The sequence below is a fragment of the Rhizobium sp. RAF56 genome, assembly GCF_052113965.1.
Lineage (GTDB): Bacteria > Pseudomonadota > Alphaproteobacteria > Rhizobiales > Rhizobiaceae > Rhizobium.
The window spans coordinates 33,388-54,696 of sequence record NZ_JBFRDU010000012.1; the positions used below are offsets into that span (position 1 = coordinate 33,388).

17 protein-coding genes are annotated in these 21,309 nt (G+C 61.4%); 11 read left to right on the top strand and 6 right to left on the bottom strand.

The window, feature by feature from the left end; translation table 11 throughout:
• Nucleotides 1–36: 36 nt before the first annotated feature.
• From AB4048_RS12100 to AB4048_RS12110, 3 genes are all read right to left on the bottom strand, one after another.
• Complete coding sequence (locus tag AB4048_RS12100; RefSeq protein WP_442202207.1) at nt 37–1,341, bottom strand: L,D-transpeptidase family protein; 1,305 nt, start codon at nt 1,339–1,341, stop codon at nt 37–39.
• Nucleotides 1,342–1,881: 540 nt separating this feature from the next.
• Nucleotides 1,882–2,397: a transcriptional regulator LdtR gene (ldtR, locus tag AB4048_RS12105; RefSeq protein ID WP_442202208.1), complete on the bottom strand. Its 516-nt coding sequence runs from the start codon at nt 2,395–2,397 to the stop codon at nt 1,882–1,884.
• A 130-nt stretch (nt 2,398–2,527) separates the two neighbouring features.
• A complete protein-coding gene (locus AB4048_RS12110; RefSeq protein ID WP_442202209.1) occupies nt 2,528–2,965 on the bottom strand; it encodes a DUF6163 family protein in 438 nt (145 codons plus the stop codon).
• A 177-nt stretch (nt 2,966–3,142) separates the two neighbouring features.
• Between AB4048_RS12110 and hemB the strand changes: the two genes are divergently transcribed.
• The 6 genes from hemB (at nt 3,143) to AB4048_RS12140 (ending at nt 7,222) form a co-directional block, all read left to right on the top strand.
• On the top strand, nt 3,143–4,159 hold the full coding sequence (hemB, locus tag AB4048_RS12115) for a porphobilinogen synthase (RefSeq protein WP_442202210.1): 1,017 nt from the start codon (nt 3,143–3,145) through the stop codon (nt 4,157–4,159).
• 81 nt (nt 4,160–4,240) lie between these two features.
• Nucleotides 4,241–4,699 carry an RDD family protein gene (locus tag AB4048_RS12120; protein ID WP_442202211.1) on the top strand — a complete coding sequence of 153 codons (459 nt, stop codon included), beginning with the start codon at nt 4,241–4,243 and terminating at the stop codon, nt 4,697–4,699.
• A gap of 179 nt (nt 4,700–4,878) precedes the next feature.
• The gene (locus AB4048_RS12125; protein ID WP_442202212.1) at nt 4,879–5,643 is read left to right on the top strand and encodes an arginyltransferase; all 765 of its coding nucleotides are present in this window, start codon (nt 4,879–4,881) and stop codon (nt 5,641–5,643) included.
• A 10-nt stretch (nt 5,644–5,653) separates the two neighbouring features.
• Entirely contained in the window at nt 5,654–6,541 is an 888-nt protein-coding gene (locus tag AB4048_RS12130; protein WP_442202213.1) for a DMT family transporter, read from the top strand.
• Between the two features lie 61 nt (nt 6,542–6,602).
• Entirely contained in the window at nt 6,603–6,824 is a 222-nt protein-coding gene (locus AB4048_RS12135; protein ID WP_442202214.1) for an AbrB/MazE/SpoVT family DNA-binding domain-containing protein, read from the top strand.
• Nucleotides 6,821–7,222, top strand: coding sequence for a type II toxin-antitoxin system death-on-curing family toxin (locus AB4048_RS12140; RefSeq protein ID WP_442202215.1), 402 nt, complete (start codon nt 6,821–6,823; stop codon nt 7,220–7,222). Before AB4048_RS12135 ends, AB4048_RS12140 begins: the two co-directional genes overlap by 4 nt.
• 33 nt (nt 7,223–7,255) lie before the next feature.
• On the opposite strand, the gene parC is transcribed toward AB4048_RS12140, so the two are convergent.
• Nucleotides 7,256–9,511, bottom strand: coding sequence for a DNA topoisomerase IV subunit A (gene parC / locus AB4048_RS12145; protein WP_442202216.1), 2,256 nt, complete (start codon nt 9,509–9,511; stop codon nt 7,256–7,258).
• A gap of 232 nt (nt 9,512–9,743) precedes the next feature.
• Between parC and AB4048_RS12150 the strand changes: the two genes are divergently transcribed.
• The gene (locus tag AB4048_RS12150; protein ID WP_442202217.1) at nt 9,744–10,934 is read left to right on the top strand and encodes a hypothetical protein; all 1,191 of its coding nucleotides are present in this window, start codon (nt 9,744–9,746) and stop codon (nt 10,932–10,934) included.
• 213 nt (nt 10,935–11,147) lie between these two features.
• Nucleotides 11,148–12,773 carry a chaperonin GroEL gene (gene groL / locus AB4048_RS12155; RefSeq protein WP_442202218.1) on the top strand — a complete coding sequence of 542 codons (1,626 nt, stop codon included), beginning with the start codon at nt 11,148–11,150 and terminating at the stop codon, nt 12,771–12,773.
• 60 nt (nt 12,774–12,833) lie between these two features.
• On the opposite strand, the gene AB4048_RS12160 is transcribed toward groL, so the two are convergent.
• Both AB4048_RS12160 and aspS read right to left on the bottom strand, forming a co-directional pair.
• Nucleotides 12,834–14,057, bottom strand: a complete 1,224-nt coding sequence (locus AB4048_RS12160; RefSeq protein WP_442202219.1) for an adenylate/guanylate cyclase domain-containing protein — start codon at nt 14,055–14,057, stop codon at nt 12,834–12,836.
• Nucleotides 14,058–14,465: 408 nt separating this feature from the next.
• The gene (gene aspS, locus AB4048_RS12165) at nt 14,466–16,256 is read right to left on the bottom strand and encodes an aspartate--tRNA ligase (RefSeq protein WP_442202220.1); all 1,791 of its coding nucleotides are present in this window, start codon (nt 16,254–16,256) and stop codon (nt 14,466–14,468) included.
• A gap of 305 nt (nt 16,257–16,561) precedes the next feature.
• Between aspS and AB4048_RS12170 the strand changes: the two genes are divergently transcribed.
• The 3 genes from AB4048_RS12170 (at nt 16,562) to AB4048_RS12180 (ending at nt 21,274) form a co-directional block, all read left to right on the top strand.
• Nucleotides 16,562–18,232, top strand: a complete 1,671-nt coding sequence (locus tag AB4048_RS12170; RefSeq protein ID WP_442202221.1) for an arylsulfatase — start codon at nt 16,562–16,564, stop codon at nt 18,230–18,232.
• A 315-nt stretch (nt 18,233–18,547) separates the two neighbouring features.
• Complete coding sequence (locus AB4048_RS12175) at nt 18,548–19,786, top strand: MFS transporter (RefSeq protein WP_442202222.1); 1,239 nt, start codon at nt 18,548–18,550, stop codon at nt 19,784–19,786.
• 93 nt (nt 19,787–19,879) lie between these two features.
• Entirely contained in the window at nt 19,880–21,274 is a 1,395-nt protein-coding gene (locus tag AB4048_RS12180) for a multicopper oxidase family protein (protein ID WP_442202223.1), read from the top strand.
• Nucleotides 21,275–21,309 lie beyond the last annotated feature (35 nt).

Below are 21,309 nucleotides of genomic sequence, written 5' to 3' on the forward strand. Positions count from 1 at the left end.
GGGAAGCGGCTTGTGTCTTTTGCCTACTTAGTGCTGTTAGCGCACTGGCTGTTCCGTTGTCGCGGTCGTATCGAGCGCCAGCTGGGCGTTGCCGTCCATCTGGTAGATGTCGTCGCGGAACTGCACGATGCCGTCGGCGGCACCCCAGGCGGAGATGTAGACGAAGTAAACCGGCACTTCCTCGGCAAGCTTGATCGGCGTGTTGACGCGGGTGGAGATGACCGCTTCCATCTGCTGACGGTTCCAGCCGGGCGTCTCGCGCAGCAGCCAGTTCGTCAGGTCGCGGACGTTCTGGACGCGAACGCAGCCGGACGACTCGAACCGCATGAGCTTGTTGAACAAGCCCTGCTGCGGCGTGTCGTGCATGTACTCGCCGTTCTTGTTGTAGAAGTTGATCTTGGTGGAGGCCATCGCGTTGATCTTGCCCGGATCCTGACGGAACATCAGGTTCGGTGCCTTCTCGGCGTTCCAGTCGATGGTTTCGGGCGCCACTTCGTTGCCCTTGCCGTCGATCAGACGAATGTTGCTCCTTGCGAGGTAGGTCGGATCCTTGCGCATCAGCGGCACGATGTCCTGCTCGACGATCATGCGCGGCGCGGTCCAGTAAGGATTGAGGATGACCTCGTAGATCTTGGAATTGACGAGGTGCGTCGGCCGTTCGATGCGCCCGACGACGGCATTATGACGCGATGCCACGCTGCCATTTTCGACCGCCTCGACATAAGCCGCGGGAACGTTGACCATGACGTGACGGCGGCCGAGATCGCCTGGGAATGTCTGCACGCGCACCAGATTGGTATCGAGCTGTTGAAGGCGCACGTCGGCAGAAATGTTCATCGCCTTCAGCGTATATTCGCCGAGCACGCCATCCGCCGGCAGGCCATGGCGGGCCTGGAAACGCTTGACCGCGCCATCGACGTAAGAGTCGAAGGCTGGCGACATGCCCGCTTCGCGCGGCAGATCGCCTGCAATGGCGAGGCGCTGGCGCAGTGCCTGGACGGACTGATCGGTCACGCCCAGCTGAAGTTTCAGCTGGCCGGGATTGACCTGCGGCCAGCCGCCGTTGGCAAGGATATTTTGATACTGCGCGATCGCCTGCTGCATGTTCGGAACGGAATCCGGACCGAGGATCGGCGTATTTGAAACCGTCGCCGCTGCCGTGCGCGAGGCCGCCTTGGCGTCGAACTGGTCGTCCCACTTGCCGCGACGCGGTGCGTTGATCAGGTCATCGAGAGCAGACTGCGCGAAGGCCGGCGCCGCGAACGCGGCTGCGCCAACCGTTGCCGCGGACCGCAGGAAAGACCGGCGGGAGAGAGCTTCAGTTCCGTTTTTCTTCGACATTTTCCTACCAAATCAACGCCGCGGCGGTATTTTCCGCGAGCTTAAAGCGAAAACAGATCGACAGCGCAGGCAGCGCCGCTGGCCGCGCGTTACCTGGGTCCAAATGCCGACGTCGCGACGTATTTCATCTTGCAAAACCGAGGCGGCGACGCACAAAGATCGAATCTGAAAACGCTGGTTCCCGTACCCTTCCGCTGTCACACCAATATGGCCAATTCGTGTCACTCAGCCCAGGACCAGCGTCCTTTCCGGCGACGGCGAACAACTCATTGTGCATTGCGATAGAAATACCTGATCGCCGTTAGTAGTCGCTGCCTAAGCCGCGTCAATCGCGGATTGCCGAAGGCCGCCGGGCGGTCGCCAATCTTGTCTCCGGCGTGACAAAAAGCGCACATTGATCGAGCGTTCGGTGTCGTTGGGAAACGGAACTTGCTGCCATAGTCGAAACGGAAGCAACGAGGCGTCTTCTCTCGCCTCGCTACACCCGTCGCACCGTATTGGAGGTCTCGACAAACCCGCAGGGAAACGGGCTTTTCGGGATTACAGGCGATACAAAATCTGGTCGTTCCAGAAACGGTCGAGACGCTGCAGCGCCTTGTTCATCTGCGTGAACTCGTCGGTGCCAATGCCGCCGACCTTGTCGATGGAGGCGACGTGGCGCTCGTAGAGCTTGGCGACGGTCTCGGCGATGTCCTGGCCAGTCTCCGTCAGGCTGATGCGGACCGAGCGGCGGTCGATGCGTGAGCGCTGATGGTTGATGAAGCCGAGGTCGACCAGCTTCTTGACGTTGTAGGAAACGTTCGATCCGAGATAGTAGCCGCGGGAGCGAAGCTCGCCGGCCGTCAGTTCGGAGTTGCCGATATTGAAGAGGAGCAGCGCCTGGACGGCGTTGACGTCGCTGCGACCCTGGCGGTCGAACTCGTCCTTGATGACGTCGAGTAGACGACGGTGGAGACGCTCAACGAGATGGAGGGATTCCATGTAGAGGGAGCGGATGTCTTCGATCTGCGGATCACGAGCGCTAGCAACGCCCTGCGGCTTGATTTTCGTGTTCATGATAACTGCCTCACTGTTTCGTTTAGCGGTGTTGGTTTTCTTCCCGCCTTGAGTGAGACCCTATCGAATACCCATAAAATTCTACTTAAACCGCAGCCTTAACAGCGCCTTACCACGAGCCCTCTTCGTCTCAGGGTAAATCGACCGTTACCCTCTCCCGCTGCCGCCGCTGCTCGAGGAACAATGCGACACGAAAAATGCAATAGAGCACTGCCACACCCGCATGCAGAAGGAGGATCAGCAGGTTGCGGCCGAAGATCTCCGGCCAGACGCCGTACATCAGCATCTGGCCGCCTGCGGCGCATACCCAGATCACCGGCCCCCAGGACACCGTCAGCCATAGCCCGAGCGCTGCGACCGGAAACACCACGGCAAGGGCTGCGGCCGCCACGCGCCAGGGCAGGTCGAGGAGGTCGAACCTGGCATGGCCGCCAAGGGAATAGCCGACCAGCATCGCCCAGTACTGCAGCCCGAACCACAGGCAGGAGACGGCGATCAGCCGCAGGAACAACACGAAGAGCAGGTCGGCCAGCGTGCGCTTCGGCAGGGTCGAGGAATCATCTGTCATGGTCGAACAATAGAATGCACCCACCCGTTCATGCCAGAGGTCGGCTCCGTCTTGCCTTTACGGCTGCGGCCTTTCGCCCGGTTTTTCTTTCCGTCGCGGGCATGATAAGCACGCCTGCAAAGAAGGCCAGACAAAAAAGCCTAGCCAAACCGGCCAGACAAACAGGATTTCCGTGCCATGCAGGATAAGACCCACCTCGTCGACGAAATTACCGGACACCGCCGGATGCGGCGCAACAGGAAGGCCGACTGGACGCGCCGCCTCGTCCAGGAAAATCGCCTGACGGTGGACGACCTGATCTGGCCAATCTTCCTGGTCCCGGGCAAGGGCATCGTCGAGCCGATCCCGGCAATGCCCGGCGTCAACCGGCTGAGCGTGGACAAGGCGGTCGAGGCGGCAAAGGAAGCGGCCGATCTCGGCATCCCGGCGCTTGCCACCTTCCCCAATATCGAAATGCATCTGCGCGACGAGACCGGCTCCAACAGCCTGGAGGCCAGCAATCTGATCAATCAGGTGACGGCGGCCATCAAGAAGGCGGTGCCGAACATCGGCCTGATTACCGACGTCGCGCTCGACCCCTTCACCAGCCATGGCCATGACGGCATTCTGCGCGGCACCGAGATCGTCAACGACGAAACCGTCGAGCAGGTGGCGCGCGCCGCCGTCATCCAGGCTGACGCAGGTTCCGACATCATCGCGCCATCGGAGATGATGGACGGCCGTATCGGCGCGATCCGCGCGGCGCTCGATGCTGCGGGCCACCAGAGCGTCGGCATTATGAGCTACGCCACAAAGTTCAGCTCGGCCTACTATGGTCCCTATCGCGAGGCGATCTCCACCGGCGGACTTTTGAAGGGCGACAAGAAGACCTATTACATCGATCCCGCCAACGGTACCGAGGCAATCCGCGATGCGGCACTCGACGTCGAGGAAGGGGCCGACATGCTAATGGTCAAGCCCGGCCTCCCCTATCTCGACATCTGCTGGCGGATGAAGGAAGCCTTCGGCCTGCCGACCTTCGCCTATCAGGTCTCCGGGGAATATTCGATGATCAAGGCGGCAGGCGCCAACGGCTGGATCGACGAGGAACGGGTGATGCTGGAAACCCTGCTCGCCTTTAAGCGCGCCGGCTGCGACGGCATCCTCACCTACTTCGCGATGGATGTCGCAAGGCGGCTCGCCAAGGGCCCCTAGATCGGGATCCCGGCCTCTGTTTCTTGTATTCCTTCGCGCACGCACCATATTTTTTTACAGGTTTTCACGAAGGAGAAAATGATGAGCCTTGACCGCCCCAGCCCACTCTACGCCGCACCGGACGACTGGCGCGCCTATAGCGGTGTGCTCAGCCGGCGCATCTTCGCCTTCATACTCGATTATTTCATCGTCGCGCTGCTGTGCATCCCTGCGGCAGTGGTGCTGTTCGTCATTTCGATCGCAACGCTCGGGCTCGGCTTCTTTCTTTATCCCGCCCTGTTCGTGATCGTGGCCGGCCTCTATTTCGGCCTGACGCTTGGCGGCCCGAACCAGGCCTCGCTCGGCATGCGCGCGTTCGGCATCGCGATGATGCGCACGGACGGACGGCCGCTCGATTTCATGACGGCTATCGTCCACCTCGTCCTGTTCTGGATCATCAACTCGTTCCTGACGCCGCTCATCTTGCTCGTAGGTCTGTTTACCGACCGAGGCCGGCTGATCCACGACCTGCTTTTGGGTACCGTCATCGCACGTATGTGAACGTCAACGTCAAGCTTCTCGACGCCTACGTACAGAACCGCCACAACAATGCCCGGAAGCCGTGAAAGAGCCTTCCGGGCATCGGTTTTTTCCGACGCTCCGCATCCCTGTTGACGTTTTGAAACTTTACGCCATGCTTGTGGAAGCGGATCACCCAGTGAAAGGTTGACCTCCCACAGATGAATACGCAGACGACGCCATCCCCGCAGTTTTATCTGACGGCTCCGGCTGCCTGCCCGTATTTGTCGAATGAGCTGGAGCGAAAGGTTTTCACCCATCTCGTCGGCCCCCGCGCGGCGGAAATGAACGATATCCTGACGCAGGGCGGCTTCCGCCGGTCGCAGAACATCGCCTATCGGCCAGCCTGCGAATCATGCCGCGCCTGTGTTTCCGTGCGCATCCTGGCGCAGGAATTCGAGCCGACCCGCTCGATGCGGCGTGTTTCGGCCATCAATTCCGATATCATTGCCACGGAATTCCCCGCACAGCCCTCAAGCGAGCAATATTCGCTGTTCCGGCGTTACCTCGACGACCGCCACCAGCGCGGCGGCATGTCTGACATGACCGTCCTCGACTACGCGATCATGGTTGAGGACACCCACGTGAACACGCGCATTATCGAATACCGCCGGCGCGAGGAAGGCTGCGGGCTGGAGCAGCGGCCGAAGGGCGAGCTGCTTGCAGCAGCCCTTACCGACATCATGAGCGACGGCCTCTCGATGGTCTATTCCTACTTCAATCCCGAGCTCGACCGCCGCTCGCTCGGCACCTTCATGATCCTCGATCATATCAAGCGCACGCAGGCGCTGGGTCTGCCGCATGTTTATCTCGGCTATTGGGTTCGCGGTTCGCGGAAAATGGACTACAAGACGCGGTTCCAGCCGCAGGAGCATCTCACTCCGCGCGGCTGGGAGCTATTCGACGCCGCCGAAATCAACGACTAAGTCCTTCCCGATGACATTTTCCGCACTCTCCGACCACCACAAGGGTCTGTTGCTGACGTCGGTCGGCGGCCTTGCGCTTTCCGTGGACATTCCGCTTATCCGTCTGTCGAGCGGCGAGGTCTGGTCTATCCTTGCGGTGCGCAGCCTGATGACGCTTTTCGTCAGCGTTCTGATCCTCGTCGTCATCAGGAGCATGGGCGGCTCATTGCGCGCCCGGCTGCCGGGCTGGACCGGTGTGCCCGCCGGATTGCTTTACGGCATCGGTACGATCTGCTTTCTGGCTGCCGTCTATTATACGACCGCGGCCAACGTCGTTTTCATCCTCGCCTTCAATCCGATGTTTGCAGCGCTTCTCTCCTGGATCTTCCTGAGGGAAAGGCCATCCCCTTCAACGCTTGTCACCATGGCGGTCATGATCATCGGCGTCGGGCTGATCGTCAGCGACGGCATGGCGGGCGGCCACTTGATCGGGAATATCCTTTCGGCAGTCGCGGCGCTCTCGATCGCCGGTGCCATCACCATCGGCCGTGCCGCGAAGCGCGAAATGGGCTTCGCGCCGCTTCTGGCCGCGGTCGTCCCCGCGGCGATCGGCCTATACCACGTCCTGCCCACAGGCTTTGCGATAGACCATCCGGTGTGGATCCTTCTCAACGGCGGTATCATGATGCCCCTTGCCTTCTGGTGCCTCGCAACCGGTCCGCGCTACCTCTCCGCCCCGGAAGTCGGCATGTTCTATCTGCTCGAAACCATCCTCGCGCCGGTCTGGGTCTGGATGATTTTCGCCGAGACCCCAACCGCTATGACGCTGCTCGGGGGACTGGTGCTGATCGCCGCGCTGGCTGTCCATTCCATCTGGCAGGCGCGCGCGAAGGCCCGAAGGAATGCGGTCGCCGCCTGAGCCCGCGATTGAATCGAGGGACGCTTGATGTTATAACTCTGTTATTACGTAGGAGCATCCCATGAACGTCGTCATTCGCAAGATCGGGAATTCGGAAGGCGTGATCATTCCGAAGGAAATTCTTCAGAAACTTGGCCTGAAGAACGGCGACAGTTTGGAGTTGCGCGAGGTCGAGCACGGTTTCGAGTTAGTGGCCCAAGAAGCTGATCTTGCGGAACAGCTGGAGGCTGCACGGCTTGGCATGCAGAAATATCGCGCTGCGCTGCGCGAGCTTGCCAAATGAACCAATACAAATGGGTGACGCGCAGAGCCATTGAGATCATCCACGACGAACAAATAAAAGAACACGGCGGCCTGCCGGGGCTTAGGGACGAAAACGCCCTAGAAGCGGCGCTCGCGCGCCCGTTGAACAAGGCAGCCTACGGCGAGGACAACTTGTTCGCGCTGGCTGCCGCTTATCTCTTTGGGATTGTTCGCAATCACCCGTTTCTCGACGGAAACAAGCGGACGGGCTATCTGGCGGCCTTTACGTTTCTGCTCCGCAACGGACAGCTGCTGGAGGCAGAAAACGCTTCCATCGTGGTGTTTGTCCTCGGTGTCGCCGCCGGGGAAATTGATGAAGACGGCGCTGCGCAGTTCTTTAGGGATTTCTGCGTCCCCAACGTCCCCCACTCCCGCTAACGATCGCTCAGCGGCGGAGCCTCGCGCTTATTCTTACCCCGAAAATTTCCCGCTGCGCGGAAAGCCCTTCGGCACGTTGCGGCCGGCAGCGGCGCGATCGCCCAGCCATTCGACCAGTTCGTCCTTGTTCTTCGTGAAGGTACGGCCTGCGCTATCGACCCAGGTGAGACCATCGCCGATCGCAAAGCAACGGACGTCCGAAACGCCGCCATCCTTGTAGCGCTGCAGGCGCACGCCCTTTCCGCGGGACATTTCGGGGACCTGAACGAGCGGGAAGGCCACCATCTTGCGGTTCTCGCCGACCACCGCCACGTGATCGCCGGACACCGGCACAAGGAGCTTTGCCTCGTCCGGCATGGCGACATTCATGATCTGCTTGCCCTTGCGGGTATTGGCCACCAGTTCCGTTTCGGCAACGACGAAGCCATTGCCTGCCGTCGAAACGATCAGCATCTTGCGCGCGGGCTCGTGAACGAAGGCGGTCAGCACGTCCTGATCGTTTTCCATGTCGACCATTATGCGCAGCGGCTCGCCATGGCCGCGCCCGCCCGGCAGCTTGTCGGCGCCGAGCGTGTATACCTTGCCGCCCGTCGTGGCGATCAGGATCCTGTCCGTCGTCTGTGCCGGGAACGCCACTCTCAGTCCGTCGCCTTCCTTGAACTGTAGACCGGACGTGTCGGAGAGATGGCCCTTCAGCGCACGGATCCAGCCTTTCTCGGAGATGACGACCGTCACCGGCTCCTTCTCGATCATCGCGTGCTGGATCGCCTGTTCGTCGGCTTCCGGCGCTTCTGCGAATTGCGTGCGCCGCCGCCCGAGTTCGGTCGCCTTGGCAAACTTCTTCTTCACCTCGCCGATTTCCCAGGCGACGGTCTGCCATTGCTTGTCGTCGGAGGCGAGCAACGCTTCGATGTCGGCCTTTTCGGCGGTCAGCCCGTCGAATTCCTTGCGGATCTCGAATTCCTCGAGCTTGCGCAGCGAGCGCAACCGCATGTTGAGGATCGCCTCGGCCTGGTTCTCTGTGAGATCCCAGCGCGCCATCATCACCGGCTTCGGCTCGTCCTCCTCGCGGATGATGCGGATCACCTCGTCGAGATTGAGATAGGCGATCAGCAGGCCGCCGAGGATTTCCAGGCGCCTGTCGATCGCAGCCAGTCGGAAACGCGACCGCCGCACGAGCACTTCGCGCAAGTGATCCAGCCACTCCTTCAATATCTCGTTGAGCGCCATCACTTTCGGGATGCGGCCCATCGAGAGCACGTTCATGTTCAGCGGGAAGCGGCTTTCGAGCTCCGTCAGCTTGAACATCGACTCCATCAGGATCGTCGGATCGACGGTGCGATTCTTCGGAACCAGAACGACGCGAACGTCCTCCGCCGATTCATCGCGGACGTCTTCGAGCAGCGGCAGTTTGCGCGCAATAAGCAGCTCGGCGATCTTCTCGATCAGCCGCGACTTCTGCACCTGGAACGGAATTTCCGTGACGATGATCTGATATCCGCCGCGGCCGAGGTCCTCGATCTGCCACTTGGCACGGGTGCGGAAGCCGCCGCGGCCGGTCTTGTAGCATTCGATGATGCTTTCGCGGCTGTCGATGATGATGCCGCCGGTCGGAAAGTCCGGGCCGGGAACGAATTCGACGAGTTTTTCGACGGTGGCGTCGGGATGCTTGATCAGATGCAGCGCCGCATCGCAAAGCTCATGCGCATTGTGCGACGGAATCGAGGTCGCCATGCCGACGGCGATGCCGGACGAGCCGTTGGCAAGCAGATTCGGGAAGGCGCCCGGCAGGACGACCGGCTCTTCGTCCTCTTCGTTATAGGTCGGGCGAAAATCGACCGCGTCCTGCTCGATGCCTTCAAGCAGGAGCGACGCGACTTCGGTCATGCGCGCTTCGGTGTAACGATAGGCGGCGGCGCTGTCGCCGTCGATGTTGCCGAAGTTCCCCTGCCCGTCGACGATCGGGTAACGCTGCGAGAAATCCTGCGCCAGGCGCACCAGCGCATCATAGACCGATTGGTCGCCATGCGGATGGAACTTACCGATGACGTCGCCGACGATACGGGCGCATTTCTTGAAGGCGGAGTTCGACCTGATCCCCATCTCGCTCATGGCGTGGATGATGCGGCGATGAACCGGCTTCAGTCCATCACGAACGTCCGGCAAGGCGCGGTGCATGATCGTCGACAAGGCATATGCCAGGTAGCGCTCTTCGAGCGCCGCCTTCAGATCGACCGGAAGAATGCTGTCGTCGTCTCCGCCGGAAGGCGGGGTCAGATTTTGTCCCATGATGTCTGACTAGCCGAGAAGAGTTCTTCCGGCAAGGAAACGGCTGAAACAGATTGTGGATGACGAGCGCCTCGTCTACGAAAACGACGCCGCCCGGCGGTCGCGGTCCTAATTTGGACTTTATTTGCTTTGCCGTTCAACGGAAATTTAGAAGTCGCGACACTATAACCCCAGCCAATTCGCAAGCCCGATACGCGGGCACCTTCGCAAGCCGTCAAAAAGGAATTTCACAATGGCTTTCTATCGCACAACACGACTGATGCTGTCGGGCGTGGCGTTTCTTTCGCTTGCCGGCTCGGCCTTTGCATTGGACGGCGCCGATCTTCTGACGAAGCTCAATGCCGCCTACAGCCAGCAGGGCGGCACGATTGCCGCTACGGGCATCGACATCGCAGACACCACCGTGACCCTCAAAGGTGCGACGTTCAAGCCGAACGGCGACGGCGAGCCATTGAAGATCGGTGATGTCACCCTGACCGGCGTCGAAAAGCAGGATGACGGCGGCTACTACATCGAAGAGGCGGCCTTCCCGAACTTCAACACCACCGAAGACGGCGTCACCCTGACGGCCGAGGACATGAGCCTCGGCGATGTCTGGGTGCCCGCCGACCCGAAGGCCGACGGCGTCGATGGCATGCTGATCTATCAGACCGCGCACGCCGGTGCGGTCAAGGCCGTCAAGGACGGAGCCGAGATCTTCTCGATCAGCGACTCCAACCTCAACATGACGCTGCGGGACGATCAATCCGGCTTCGACTTCGACGGCGCACTGAAGGGCGTCAAGATCGATCTCAGCAAGGCTGAGGATGCGAAATCGAAGGAAGCACTCGAAAAGCTCGCCCTCCAGCATGTCAATGCCGACGTCACCGTGAAAGGCGCTTGGGATCTCGGTCCCGGCACGATCAACGTTCCCGAATTTGCCATCGACGTCAGCAATGTCGGCAAGCTGAAGCTCGCCCTCAACATCTCCGGCTATACGCCGCAGTTCCAGAAGTCGATGCAGGAAGCCATCAAGGCCTCGGCAAGCGATCTCGACAAGTCGGAAGGTCAGCAGGCGTTGGGTCTGTCGATGCTCGGCCTGATGCAGCAGCTGAGCTTTGCCGGCGCCGAAATTCGCTTCGACGACGCTTCGATCACCAAGCGCGTGCTCGACTATGCCGGCGCGCAGCAGGGAATGTCCGGCAAGCAGCTCGCCGATTCCCTGAAAGTCCTGGCGCCGATCATGGTCGCCCAGGCGAACATCCCTGCCCTGCAGAACGCGATCTCGGCTGCCGTCAACACCTATCTCGACGACCCGAAGAGCCTGACGATCAGTGCCAAGCCGGAAAAGCCGGTGCCGCTGCCGATGATCGTCGGCGCGGCCATGGGTGACGCGACTACGCTGCCCCAGGTCGTCGGTCTGAAGATCTCCGCCAACGACTAAAACGACCGACAATTAGCCTAGATACGCAGCGCCTTGGTGGCCGGATCTTTCGATCCGGCCATTGTCGTTTTCATCGCCCTCCCGCTTCTGGCAGGCCACCCCTTCCGGTGTTAGGATGGGCGGCAAAGCGCTCATGGTGGCGAAGGCGAGCATCCGGGACCGGCGTTCCGCGGCCCGCGTGCTGCCAAAGACCCATCGCTCAAGGAGGAAATCATGGCAGCCAAGGACGTCAAGTTCAGTTCCGACGCGCGGGAACGCATGCTGCGTGGCGTCGATATCATGGCGAATGCGGTCAGGGTGACGCTCGGGCCCAAGGGGCGCAACGTCGTCATCGAACGATCCTTCGGCGCACCGCGCATCACCAAGGACGGCGTCTCCGTCGCCAAGGAGATCGAGCTGCCGGACAAGTTCGAGAACATGGGTGCGCAGATGCTGCGGGAGGTGGCGTCCAGAACCAGCGACACCGCCGGCGACGGCACCACGACGGCCACCGTGCTCGCGCAGGCGATCGTGCGCGAGGGCGCAAAGGCGGTTGCCGCCGGCATGAACCCGATGGACCTGAAGCGCGGCATCGACCTTGCGGTCGATGCGCTCGTCGCACGATTGAAGAAGAACGCGCGCAATATCTCCAACAATGCCGAGATCGCCCAGGTCGGCACGATCTCCGCCAACGGTGATCCCACCATCGGACGCTATCTGGCCGAGGCAATGGAGAAGGTCGGCAACGAGGGCGTCATCACCGTGGAGGAGGCAAAGACCGCCGACACGGAGTTGGAAGTCGTCGAAGGCATGCAGTTCGACCGCGGCTACCTCTCCCCCTATTTCGTCACCAACCAGGAAAAGATGCGGGTGGATATGGAGGACGCCTATATCTTGATCCACGAGAAGAAGCTCTCGAACCTGCAGGCGATGATCCCGACGCTCGAAGCGGTAATCCAGTCCTCGAAGCCGCTGCTGATCATTTCGGAAGACGTCGAAGGCGAGGCCCTCGCCACCCTTGTCGTCAACAAGCTGCGTGGCGGGTTGAAGGTGGCAGCCGTCAAAGCTCCCGGCTTCGGGGACCGCCGCAAGGCCATGCTTGAAGATATCGCCATCCTCACGGCCGGCACGGTTGTCTCGGAGGATCTGGGGATAAAGCTTGAGAACGTGACGTTAGAGATGCTCGGGCGCGCCAAGAAGATCGTCATCGACAAGGAAACCACCACCATCATCGACGGTGCCGGCTCAAAGGAAGAGATCAGCGGCCGCGTGAGCCAGATCCGGGCGCAGATCGAAGAAACCACATCCGATTACGACCGCGAGAAGCTGCAGGAACGCGTTGCCAAGCTTGCTGGCGGCGTTGCCGTCATCCGCGTCGGCGGATCGACCGAGGTGGAGGTCAAGGAAAAGAAGGATCGCGTCGACGATGCGCTGCACGCGACGCGCGCAGCCGTCGAGGAAGGCATTCTGCCCGGCGGCGGGCTTGCTCTGCTGCGTGCGGTTGACGCGCTCGACGGGCTCAAGGGAGAAAATGCCGACCAGCGCGTCGGTGTCGATATCGTGCGGCGCGCAGCGGAGGCGCCGGTTCGTCAGATCGCCGAGAATGCCGGAGCGGAAGGCTCCATCATCGTCGGCAAGCTGCGCGAGAGCAGCGATCTCGCCCACGGCTGGAACGCCCAGACCGGTGAATTCGGGGACCTTTTTGCCATGGGTGTCATCGATCCCGCCAAGGTCGTGCGCGCGGCCCTTCAGGGCGCCGCCTCCATCGCCGGTCTGCTCGTCACCACCGAAGCAATGATTGCCGACCTGCCGAAGAAGGAAACGCCGCCGCCGATGCCGCCGGGCGGCATGGATTACTGAAGTGCGGCAACAGCTCATCTCCCCAGCGCTGGGGAGATGAGCGCGCAAGCGGCGATGCGGCTAGTCCCTCAAGGCAAACACCTCGATAGGCTCTTCCAATCCTCTGATCGCGAAAGATCCGAGCTGATCGCATTCGGCGTGGGAACCGGCCTTGTCGACGAACGCGCGCGACAGCAGCACGGGGCGCTTGATTTCTTTTGTCAGCGTCTCGAGCCTGGACGCGACGTTCACAACCGGTCCGATCGCCGTGAAGTCGAGGCGCCGGCGGGAGCCGATGTTGCCGTACATGACATCGCCGATATTGACGCCGATGCCATAGCGAAGCTCCGGAAGCCCTTTATCTTGGTTCTCCTCGTTCAGGGCGGCCATCGCCGCCTGGCCCTCGCGAATAGCCTGCAGAAGATCGGCGCAGGCGGTCGGATTGCTCAGCGGGAAGATGGCGAGCAGGCCGTCGCCCATGAATTTGAGCGTCTCGCCGCCATGCGCCTCGACAGGCTCGCACAGGGCATCAAAATAAGCGTTGAGCAGCCGGATGACGTCGTCACGGGGCCAAAGGTCGGAGAGCGCGGTGAAGTCGCGCAGATCACAGATCATGATGGCTGCGCTGACGGTCGTGCCGCTGCCGCGCGTCGTCGCACCCGCGAGGATCTGCTCGCTCGCATGCGGGCCGACATAGGTCCGCAGCAGCGTCCTGGCCATGGCGTTCTTGATTCTGATTTCGGAGACCAGCGCCAACGCCGGCAGAAGGTCGCGAAGACAGGCGATATGCCAATCCTCGAAGCCGCCTACCCTGTCGGTGGAGAAGGTGACAAGGTGGCGCTTGCCGAGCGTATGGTCGATCGGCCAGGCGACATAGTCGGTCAGCCCTTCGGCACGCAGTTCATCGAAAAGCGTGTATCTGGAAGAAGCCGCGTCTGACGCCTCCAGGTTCTGCCGGACCTCGGACGCACCGTTGAAAACCTCGTTCGCCGGGCTGTGCTGGAACTGCGGCGTGACCTCGACACCGTATTCGATGGTGTCGATCTCGGCTTCGTCCATGCCGGTCTTCCAGAGGATGCGCGCACCCATCCATTGCGGATGCTGGATCCGGAAGTGGAGCGTGGCGCGTGCGACCGGCACGCCTTCGGCCGACAGACGCTTGCACAGCTCAACCAGAATATTGTCGATGAAACGCTCGGTCCGTGTCTCGTTCACCAGCCAATCGAGGATAGCCCGTCGGCGCGCCGGCCAAGCGCCGTCCTCTTTTGCATCGAGATCGGTGGCAGCGCGGGGAGACGATTGCATGGCACACTCCAATACGATTGCAGCCGCACCGTTGAGTTGGCGCGATGACGTTTTGCCACGGCGCCGATGTGAATGCGCAGCGGCATAGGGACACGTTTGATCTTCGTATAGTTTCGTCCCTAAACCGCTTGGGGCTTAGGGAACACGCCTCGGCACGATCTCGAGACGAAACCAAAAAGGGCGCCGAAACAACCTATTCAACGTCGCATCCGTTGCCAAGCGGCGATGCCCCAGCACTAACAGACATGGGACCGCCCCCGCTCTCCTGCAAGGGACGAAAAAGGAAATGGCGCCAGCGACGCCGTCCGGCGCCGTGACGAATTAGACCATAACGGCGGATACGAAAAACCCGGCGATTTCGGTCGCCGGGTTCTATGTATTTGTTTTTACGCGCGCCCCAAGGGGAGCTTAGTCCTTCTTCTGTGGCGGGATTGGCCGGATCGCGAGTTCTCTGAGCTGCGTCGGGGTTGCCGGCGACGGCGCACCCATCAGGAGATCCTGAGCCTGTTGGTTCATCGGGAACAGCGTGATTTCGCGCAGGTTCTTGGCGCCCACAACAAGCATGACCACGCGGTCGATGCCCGCCGCCATGCCGCCATGCGGCGGAGCGCCGTACTGGAACGCGCGATAAAGACCGCCGAAACGCTCCTCGACGTCTGCCTGGCTGAGACCCACCTTCTCGAAGGCCTTGACCATCAGTTCCGGCGACTGGTTACGGATCGAGCCGGAGGCGATTTCGAAGCCGTTGCAGACCATGTCGTACTGGAAGGCCTTGATCGTCAGCGGATCCTGGTTTTCCAGCGCGTCGAGGCCGCCCTGCGGCATCGAGAACGGGTTGTGGGCGAAGTCGATCTTCTTTTCTTCCTCGCTCCATTCGAAGAACGGGAAATCGACGATCCAGCACAGTTCGAAGCGGTCGCGGTCGACGAGGTTCAGCTCCTCGCCGGCGCGGGTGCGGGCTTCGCCGGCGAACTTGTAGAACTTTGCCGGGTCGCCGGCGACGAAGAAGCAGGCGTCGCCGTCGTCGAGACCGAGCTGGGTGCGGATCGCGTCGGTGCGCTCCTCGCCAATGTTCTTGGCAAGCGGGCCGGCGCCTTCGAGCTTGTCGCCCTCCTTGCGCCAGAAGATGTAACCGAGGCCAGGCTGGCCGGTCGATTGCGCCCAGGCGTTCATGCGGTCGCAGAATGCGCGGCTACCGCCGGTCTTGGCCGGTATAGCCCAGACTTCGACCTTCGGGTTCGACGCGATCATGTTCGCGAAGACCTTGAAACCGGAGCCGGCGAAATGTTCGGTCACGGACTGCATGACGATCGGGTTGCGCAGATCCGGCTTGTCGGAGCCGTACTTGCGGATGGCTTCGTCGTAAGGAATGCGAGGGAAGCTCTGCGTTACCGGCTTGCCGTTCGCAAACTGTTCGAACACGCCCCGCATGACCGGCTCCATCGTGTTCCAGACGTCTTCCTGCGTGACGAAGCTCATTTCCAGGTCGAGCTGGTAGAATTCGCCCGGCAGGCGGTCTGCGCGCGGGTCTTCGTCGCGGAAACACGGCGCGATCTGGAAGTAGCGGTCGAAGCCCGCGACCATCAAAAGCTGCTTATACTGCTGCGGCGCTTGCGGCAGCGCGAAGAAAGTGCCGGGGTGGATACGGCTCGGGACCAGGAAGTCGCGCGCGCCTTCCGGCGACGAGGCCGTGAGGATCGGCGTGGAATATTCCGTAAAGCCAATCTCTTCCATGCGGTTGCGCATGTCGCGGATGACTTTGGTGCGGGTGATGATGTTCTTGTGCAGCGTCTCGCGGCGCAGGTCGAGGAAGCGGTACTTGAGGCGCACGTCTTCCGGATAGTCCGGCTCGCCGAAAACCGGCAGCGGCAGCTCTTTGGCTGCCGACAGGACCTCGATTTCCTGCGCGTAGAGTTCGATCTCGCCGGTCGGCATCGCCTTGTTGATCGTATCTTCGGTGCGCGCCTTGACGAGGCCGTCGACGCGGATGACCCATTCGCCGCGCACGGTCTCGGCCAGCTTGAAAGCAGGAGAGTCCGGGTCGGCGACGATCTGGGTGGTGCCGTAGTGATCGCGCAGATCGATGAACAACAGGCCGCCGTGGTCACGGACGCGGTGAACCCAGCCGGAGATACGAACGGTCGATCCGACGTCGGATTTGCGAAGAGCGGCACAAGTGTGGCTGCGGTAACGATGCATTGTATTATCCCGGAATTGCAAAAAGCCGCGCAAGCGTCGAAGCACGCGCGCGGACGCATGGTCGAATGGGGGCGGAAAAGCGCATGACCAGCCTGATTTGTCAAGGCTGAAGGCGGTTGGCGCGCATCACGAGGTAACGCTTGCGTGACCAAACCGGAGACGCCCCGGAAACGCCTTGTCGTGTTTCCGTTCGCCCGCGCCGTGTAACTGTTACGCAACTTGGCCCACCCCTCCCTGTCGAGCATCCTCGAAGCCCTATCTCCGACTGCGGACAATCAAAGCATTCCAAACCAAGGGAGAATGTCATGCCGAGCTCAGCCGACGGTAAGAATGGATCTGGAGAAGAACGCGGGGGTGCCGGCCCCCTCAACGTTAGTCGGCGCGATATCCTGCTTGGGGGCAGCGTTCTTGCCGCCAGCTCGATCATCGCTGCGGCTTCACATGTCGAGAAGGCACAGGCGCAGCAGCAACCCGCCGCGAACGGCAAGAAACCGCCGAACATCCTCGTCATTTTCGGCGATGATATCGGCGTCCCCCAGATCAGCGCCTATACGATGGGCCTGATGGGCTACCGCACCCCCAACATAGACCGCATCGCCGCGGAAGGCGCGATCTTCACCGATTCCTATGGCCAGCAGAGCTGCACGGCCGGACGCGCTTCCTTCATCCTCGGGCAGGAGCCGTTCCGCACCGGCCTTCTGACGATCGGCATGCCCGGCGACCCGCACGGTATCCAGGACTGGATGCCCACCATCGCGGATGTTGTGAAGGCACAAGGCTACGCGACCGGTCAGTTCGGCAAGAACCATCTTGGCGACCAGGACCAGCACCTGCCGACCAACCACGGCTTCGACGAATTCTTCGGCAACCTTTACCACCTCAACGCCGAGGAAGAGCCCGAGGGTTATTTCTACCCGAAGGATGCGGAGTTCCGTAAGAAGTTCGGCCCGCGCGGGGTCATCCATTCCTTCGCCGACGGCAAGATCGAGGACACTGGCCCGCTCAACACCAAGCGCATGGAAACCGTGGACGAGGAATTTCTTGCCGCCGCCAAGGATTTCATCGATCGGCAGCACAAGGCCGACAAGCCGTTTTTCGTCTGGTTCAATTCGACCCGCATGCACGTCTTCACCCACTTGAAGAAAGAATCGCTCGGCAAGACCGGCAAAGGCATCCATGCCGACGGCATGGTCGAGCATGACGGCATGGTGGGCGAACTCTTGAAGCAACTCGACGATCTCGGCATCGCCGACGACACGATCGTGCTCTACACCACGGACAACGGCGCCGAAATCGCGCTGTGGCCCGACGGCGCCATGACGCCATTCCATGGCGAAAAGGGCACGACCTGGGAGGGCGGCTTCCGCATTCCGATGATGGTCCGCTGGCCGGGAGTCGTAAAGCCGGGCACGCAGATCAACGACATCGTGACGCTGATGGACTGGCTGCCTACTTTCGCCACCGCCGCTGGAGTCGACGACGTCAAGGGCAAGATGAAGGAGGGCTTCAAGTCCGGCACAAAGGAATTCAAGGTTCATCTCGACGGCTATGACCTGACCGATCTCCTAAAAGGCACGAACAAGGAAACGCCGCGCGATGTGGTCTACTATTTCGACCAGGGCGGCAATCTCAACGCCATCCGCTGGAACGACTGGAAGCTGAGCTTCGCGGTCGCGCACGGCAATATCGCAACCGGCGTACGTGAAACGCCCGCCTGGGCGCTCATCGCGAATTTGCGAATGGATCCCTACGAGCGAGGTCTCGAGGAGGGAGGCGGTGCGATTGAATTCCTTGCCCGCAATATGTGGCTGCTCGTGCCGATCCAGGGGAAGATCAAGGACTTCTTCGCAGACTTCGACCAATTCCCTCATCAGGAGGGCAGCACCCTCAACGCCAGCAACATAGGCTACGGCATGTTGCGTCAGCAGGCCGCTCTGCAGAGATTGAAGGAGTTGGAAACCCTATCGCCGCAGTAGGCGATGCTGGTCGAATAGGCGGGGCGCTGGTTGACAGCGTCGCGTCCGGCCACCGGGCGGCTGGGCTTGCCAAACCCTCGCATCGGGCCGATCTGTCAAGACCGGCCCGCGTTGCATCAAGCCGTGACGAAAGCGCAATTGCCTTCCCCCGACCGAAAACGGCGGTTTTGGCCATTCGCTTTCGCTTACAACGAGGCATTCTCGCCAGAACGAACGAGTTTCGGCCGGAATTTGCACTGTCTTCTCGTGTCCAGCGCCGCTACATAGGGATGGCTACCGACTCGACGCCGTGCCATATCCGGAAGTCCCGCCCGCATGTCCCAGATCCGCCCGCTCATTCCCCTGCTTGCCACCGCCGGCATCCTGATCGGCGGCAACGGCTTGCAGTCCACCTTCATATCGCTGCGCGCGCTGCAGGAAGGTTTTTCGGCATCGACGATCGGTCTGGTCGGTACCGGCTACAACATCGGCTTTGCGATCGGCTGCATGTATGTCACCCGCATCATCCGCTCCATCGGGCACATCCGCACCTTCTCGGCACTCGCGGCAATCGCGTCGGCGGCATCGATCGCCATGGTGCTCCTGATCCAGCCCTGGTTCTGGTTCGCCATGCGGCTGCTGCAGGGTCTCTGCTTCGCCGGTCTGTTCGCGGTCGTCGAGAGCTGGTTGAACGCGCGGGTAACCAACGCGACGCGCGCGCGCACGCTCTCCATCTATCGCTTCGTCGATCTCGGCTCGGTGACGCTCGCGCAATATCTGATTCCGACGGTCGGCATCGATGGCTTCCAGCTTTTCGCCGTTATTTCAATGGCTTTGACTCTTTCTCTCGTACCGATTTCACTCACCGACCGCTCGAGCCCCGGTATACCCGAGGCCATCCGCTTCGACATCCGCACGCTCTGGAACGTATCGCCGCTGGCGACGATCGGCTGCATCGTTGTTGGCCTGACCAACTCGGTGTTTCGCTCGCTCGGTCCCGTCTATGCAGATGGCATCGGCTTATCCGTCACCGAAATCGCCACCTTCATGAGCGTCGGCATCTTTGCCGGCATCGTGCTGCAGTATCCGCTCGGTGCCTATTCCGACCGGCTCGACCGGCGGCTGATCATTCTCATCTCGGCGCTCGGATCGCTCGCCGCCTGCCTGTTCCTGACGTTCATCGCCGGTAGCAACGAATGGCGCAACTTCGCCGGCATATTCCTCTTCGGCGCATTCTGCATGCCGCTCTACTCGCTCTGTTCGGCCCATGCGAACGACCACGCCGCCCCCGGCCAGCACGCGCTGGTGTCGGCCGGCACGCTGTTCTTCTGGTCGATCGGCGCCATCGTCGGCCCGCTCTTCGCTTCCTTCATGCTGGATATCTTCGGACCGCGCGTGCTCTTTGCCTATATGGCCGTCGTGCTCTTCGTGTTCATGCTCTACACGCTGCAGCGCATGACGGTGCGCGAAGGGGTACCCACGGCCCAACGCCGGATGCGGTTCCGCAACCTGCTGCGCACATCCACCTTCTTCAACAAGCTTGCCACTCCTCCTTCGGAACAGGACGAGCGGTAGCGGGGGTGCGGCAGTCGGTCTTCAGCAGCCATATTGCTGAAACCGACGCTCAACTTTAAAAGAGGCGAATTCCTTGCCTCCGGAGAAGCCTCGATGCCCGCCCTCACCCGCCGTAACCTTATCAAAGCCTCAGCGGTCGCGGCAGCCTATGGCGCGGGGATCGGACTTGCCGGACGTTTCGGCACCGCCAAGGCGGCGACCGAGCCGCTGATCCTCAAGACGGCCAAGATAAAAGCAGGTCTGACGGATGCTGGCGTGACAAAAGACGTCCTCAGCTATGGCAGCGAGGGGATGCCGCCTGTCGTGCGCATGAGAAAGGGCGAAGCCTTCGCGGCCCGCCTCGTCAACGGCATCGACGACCCGACGACCGTCCATTGGCACGGCTTGAGAATTCCGAACCGCATGGACGGCGTGCCTTTCCTCACTCAACCCTACGTCTATACCGGCGACAAATTCGACTATGCCTTCACACCGCCGGATGCAGGCACCTTCTGGTATCACCCGCACTGCAACACGCTCACGCAAATGGGACACGGGCTGACGGGCGTCATCGTCGTCGAAAACCCCAACGATCCTGCCTTCGATGCGGAGGTGGTTCTCAACCTGCGTGACTGGCGGCTCGGCGGCGACGGGCAGTTCATCGACCAGTTTCGCCCACGCGACGCCGCCAAGGCGGGCACATATGGCACCGTCAGGACAACCAACTGGAAACAACAGCCGCAATACGACGCGCCGGCAGGCGGGCTCCTGCGCGTGAGGATCGCAATCACCGACGTCACCCGCGTCCATACCTTCAAGCTGGATGGCGGCGAGGCGGCGGTTATCGCAATCGACGGCAATCCGGTGCCGAGCCGTTTTGCGCTGGACGTGCTGACCCTCGGTCCCGGCCAGCGCCTGGAGCTTGCCGTGCGCATGCCTGACAGCGAGGGGGCGGTCGTCACGCTTTCCGACGTTCGCGGCACCACTCCGAAGACGCTCGCGACATTTCGCGCCGTCGGCACGTCGCTGAAGCGGGCGATCGGCGATCTCGGGCCGCTGGAGACCAATCCCGTCGCGAAAGTCGATGTCGGATCAGCCCAGCACATCCCGCTGACGCTGAGCGCAACAGCCGAGAACGCCCCCGTTCACGACAGCGTCTGCGGCTCTCTCGGCTATAGCTTCTGGGCGATCAACAAGGTGACCTGGGGCGGCGACCAACCGGACCCGATGGCGCCGCTCGCCGAGCTCAAACTTGGCAAGAGCTATGTGATCGACATGGAGAACCTGACGCCGCACCTGCACCCCATCCACCTGCACGGAATGAGTTTTGTGGTGCTCTCCTCCTCGACGCGCACCGTACTGCCGCTCATATCCGACACCTATCTCATCGAGCCGAACGAAAAGGTGCAGCTCGGGCTTGTCGCCGACAATCCGGGCGACTGGGTGCTGCATTGCCACATCATCGAACATCAAAAGACGGGCATGACGAGTTATTTGCGTGTCGCATAACCATTCGTTCCTTTGATCGTATTGACATATTCGGG

What these genes read in the sequence shown, in the direction of transcription:
- AB4048_RS12100 (WP_442202207.1), bottom strand. Translation starts at nt 1,341, where the DNA reads ATGTCGAAGAAAAACGGAACTGAAGCTCTCTCCCGCCGGTCTTTCCTG.
- ldtR (WP_442202208.1), bottom strand. Translation starts at nt 2,397, where the DNA reads ATGAACACGAAAATCAAGCCGCAGGGCGTTGCTAGCGCTCGTGATCCG.
- AB4048_RS12110 (WP_442202209.1), bottom strand. Translation starts at nt 2,965, where the DNA reads ATGACAGATGATTCCTCGACCCTGCCGAAGCGCACGCTGGCCGACCTG.
- hemB (WP_442202210.1), top strand. Translation starts at nt 3,143, where the DNA reads ATGCAGGATAAGACCCACCTCGTCGACGAAATTACCGGACACCGCCGG.
- AB4048_RS12120 (WP_442202211.1), top strand. Translation starts at nt 4,241, where the DNA reads ATGAGCCTTGACCGCCCCAGCCCACTCTACGCCGCACCGGACGACTGG.
- AB4048_RS12125 (WP_442202212.1), top strand. Translation starts at nt 4,879, where the DNA reads ATGAATACGCAGACGACGCCATCCCCGCAGTTTTATCTGACGGCTCCG.
- AB4048_RS12130 (WP_442202213.1), top strand. Translation starts at nt 5,654, where the DNA reads ATGACATTTTCCGCACTCTCCGACCACCACAAGGGTCTGTTGCTGACG.
- AB4048_RS12135 (WP_442202214.1), top strand. Translation starts at nt 6,603, where the DNA reads ATGAACGTCGTCATTCGCAAGATCGGGAATTCGGAAGGCGTGATCATT.
- AB4048_RS12140 (WP_442202215.1), top strand. Translation starts at nt 6,821, where the DNA reads ATGAACCAATACAAATGGGTGACGCGCAGAGCCATTGAGATCATCCAC.
- parC (WP_442202216.1), bottom strand. Translation starts at nt 9,511, where the DNA reads ATGGGACAAAATCTGACCCCGCCTTCCGGCGGAGACGACGACAGCATT.
- AB4048_RS12150 (WP_442202217.1), top strand. Translation starts at nt 9,744, where the DNA reads ATGGCTTTCTATCGCACAACACGACTGATGCTGTCGGGCGTGGCGTTT.
- groL (WP_442202218.1), top strand. Translation starts at nt 11,148, where the DNA reads ATGGCAGCCAAGGACGTCAAGTTCAGTTCCGACGCGCGGGAACGCATG.
- AB4048_RS12160 (WP_442202219.1), bottom strand. Translation starts at nt 14,057, where the DNA reads ATGCAATCGTCTCCCCGCGCTGCCACCGATCTCGATGCAAAAGAGGAC.
- aspS (WP_442202220.1), bottom strand. Translation starts at nt 16,256, where the DNA reads ATGCATCGTTACCGCAGCCACACTTGTGCCGCTCTTCGCAAATCCGAC.
- AB4048_RS12170 (WP_442202221.1), top strand. Translation starts at nt 16,562, where the DNA reads ATGCCGAGCTCAGCCGACGGTAAGAATGGATCTGGAGAAGAACGCGGG.
- AB4048_RS12175 (WP_442202222.1), top strand. Translation starts at nt 18,548, where the DNA reads ATGTCCCAGATCCGCCCGCTCATTCCCCTGCTTGCCACCGCCGGCATC.
- AB4048_RS12180 (WP_442202223.1), top strand. Translation starts at nt 19,880, where the DNA reads ATGCCCGCCCTCACCCGCCGTAACCTTATCAAAGCCTCAGCGGTCGCG.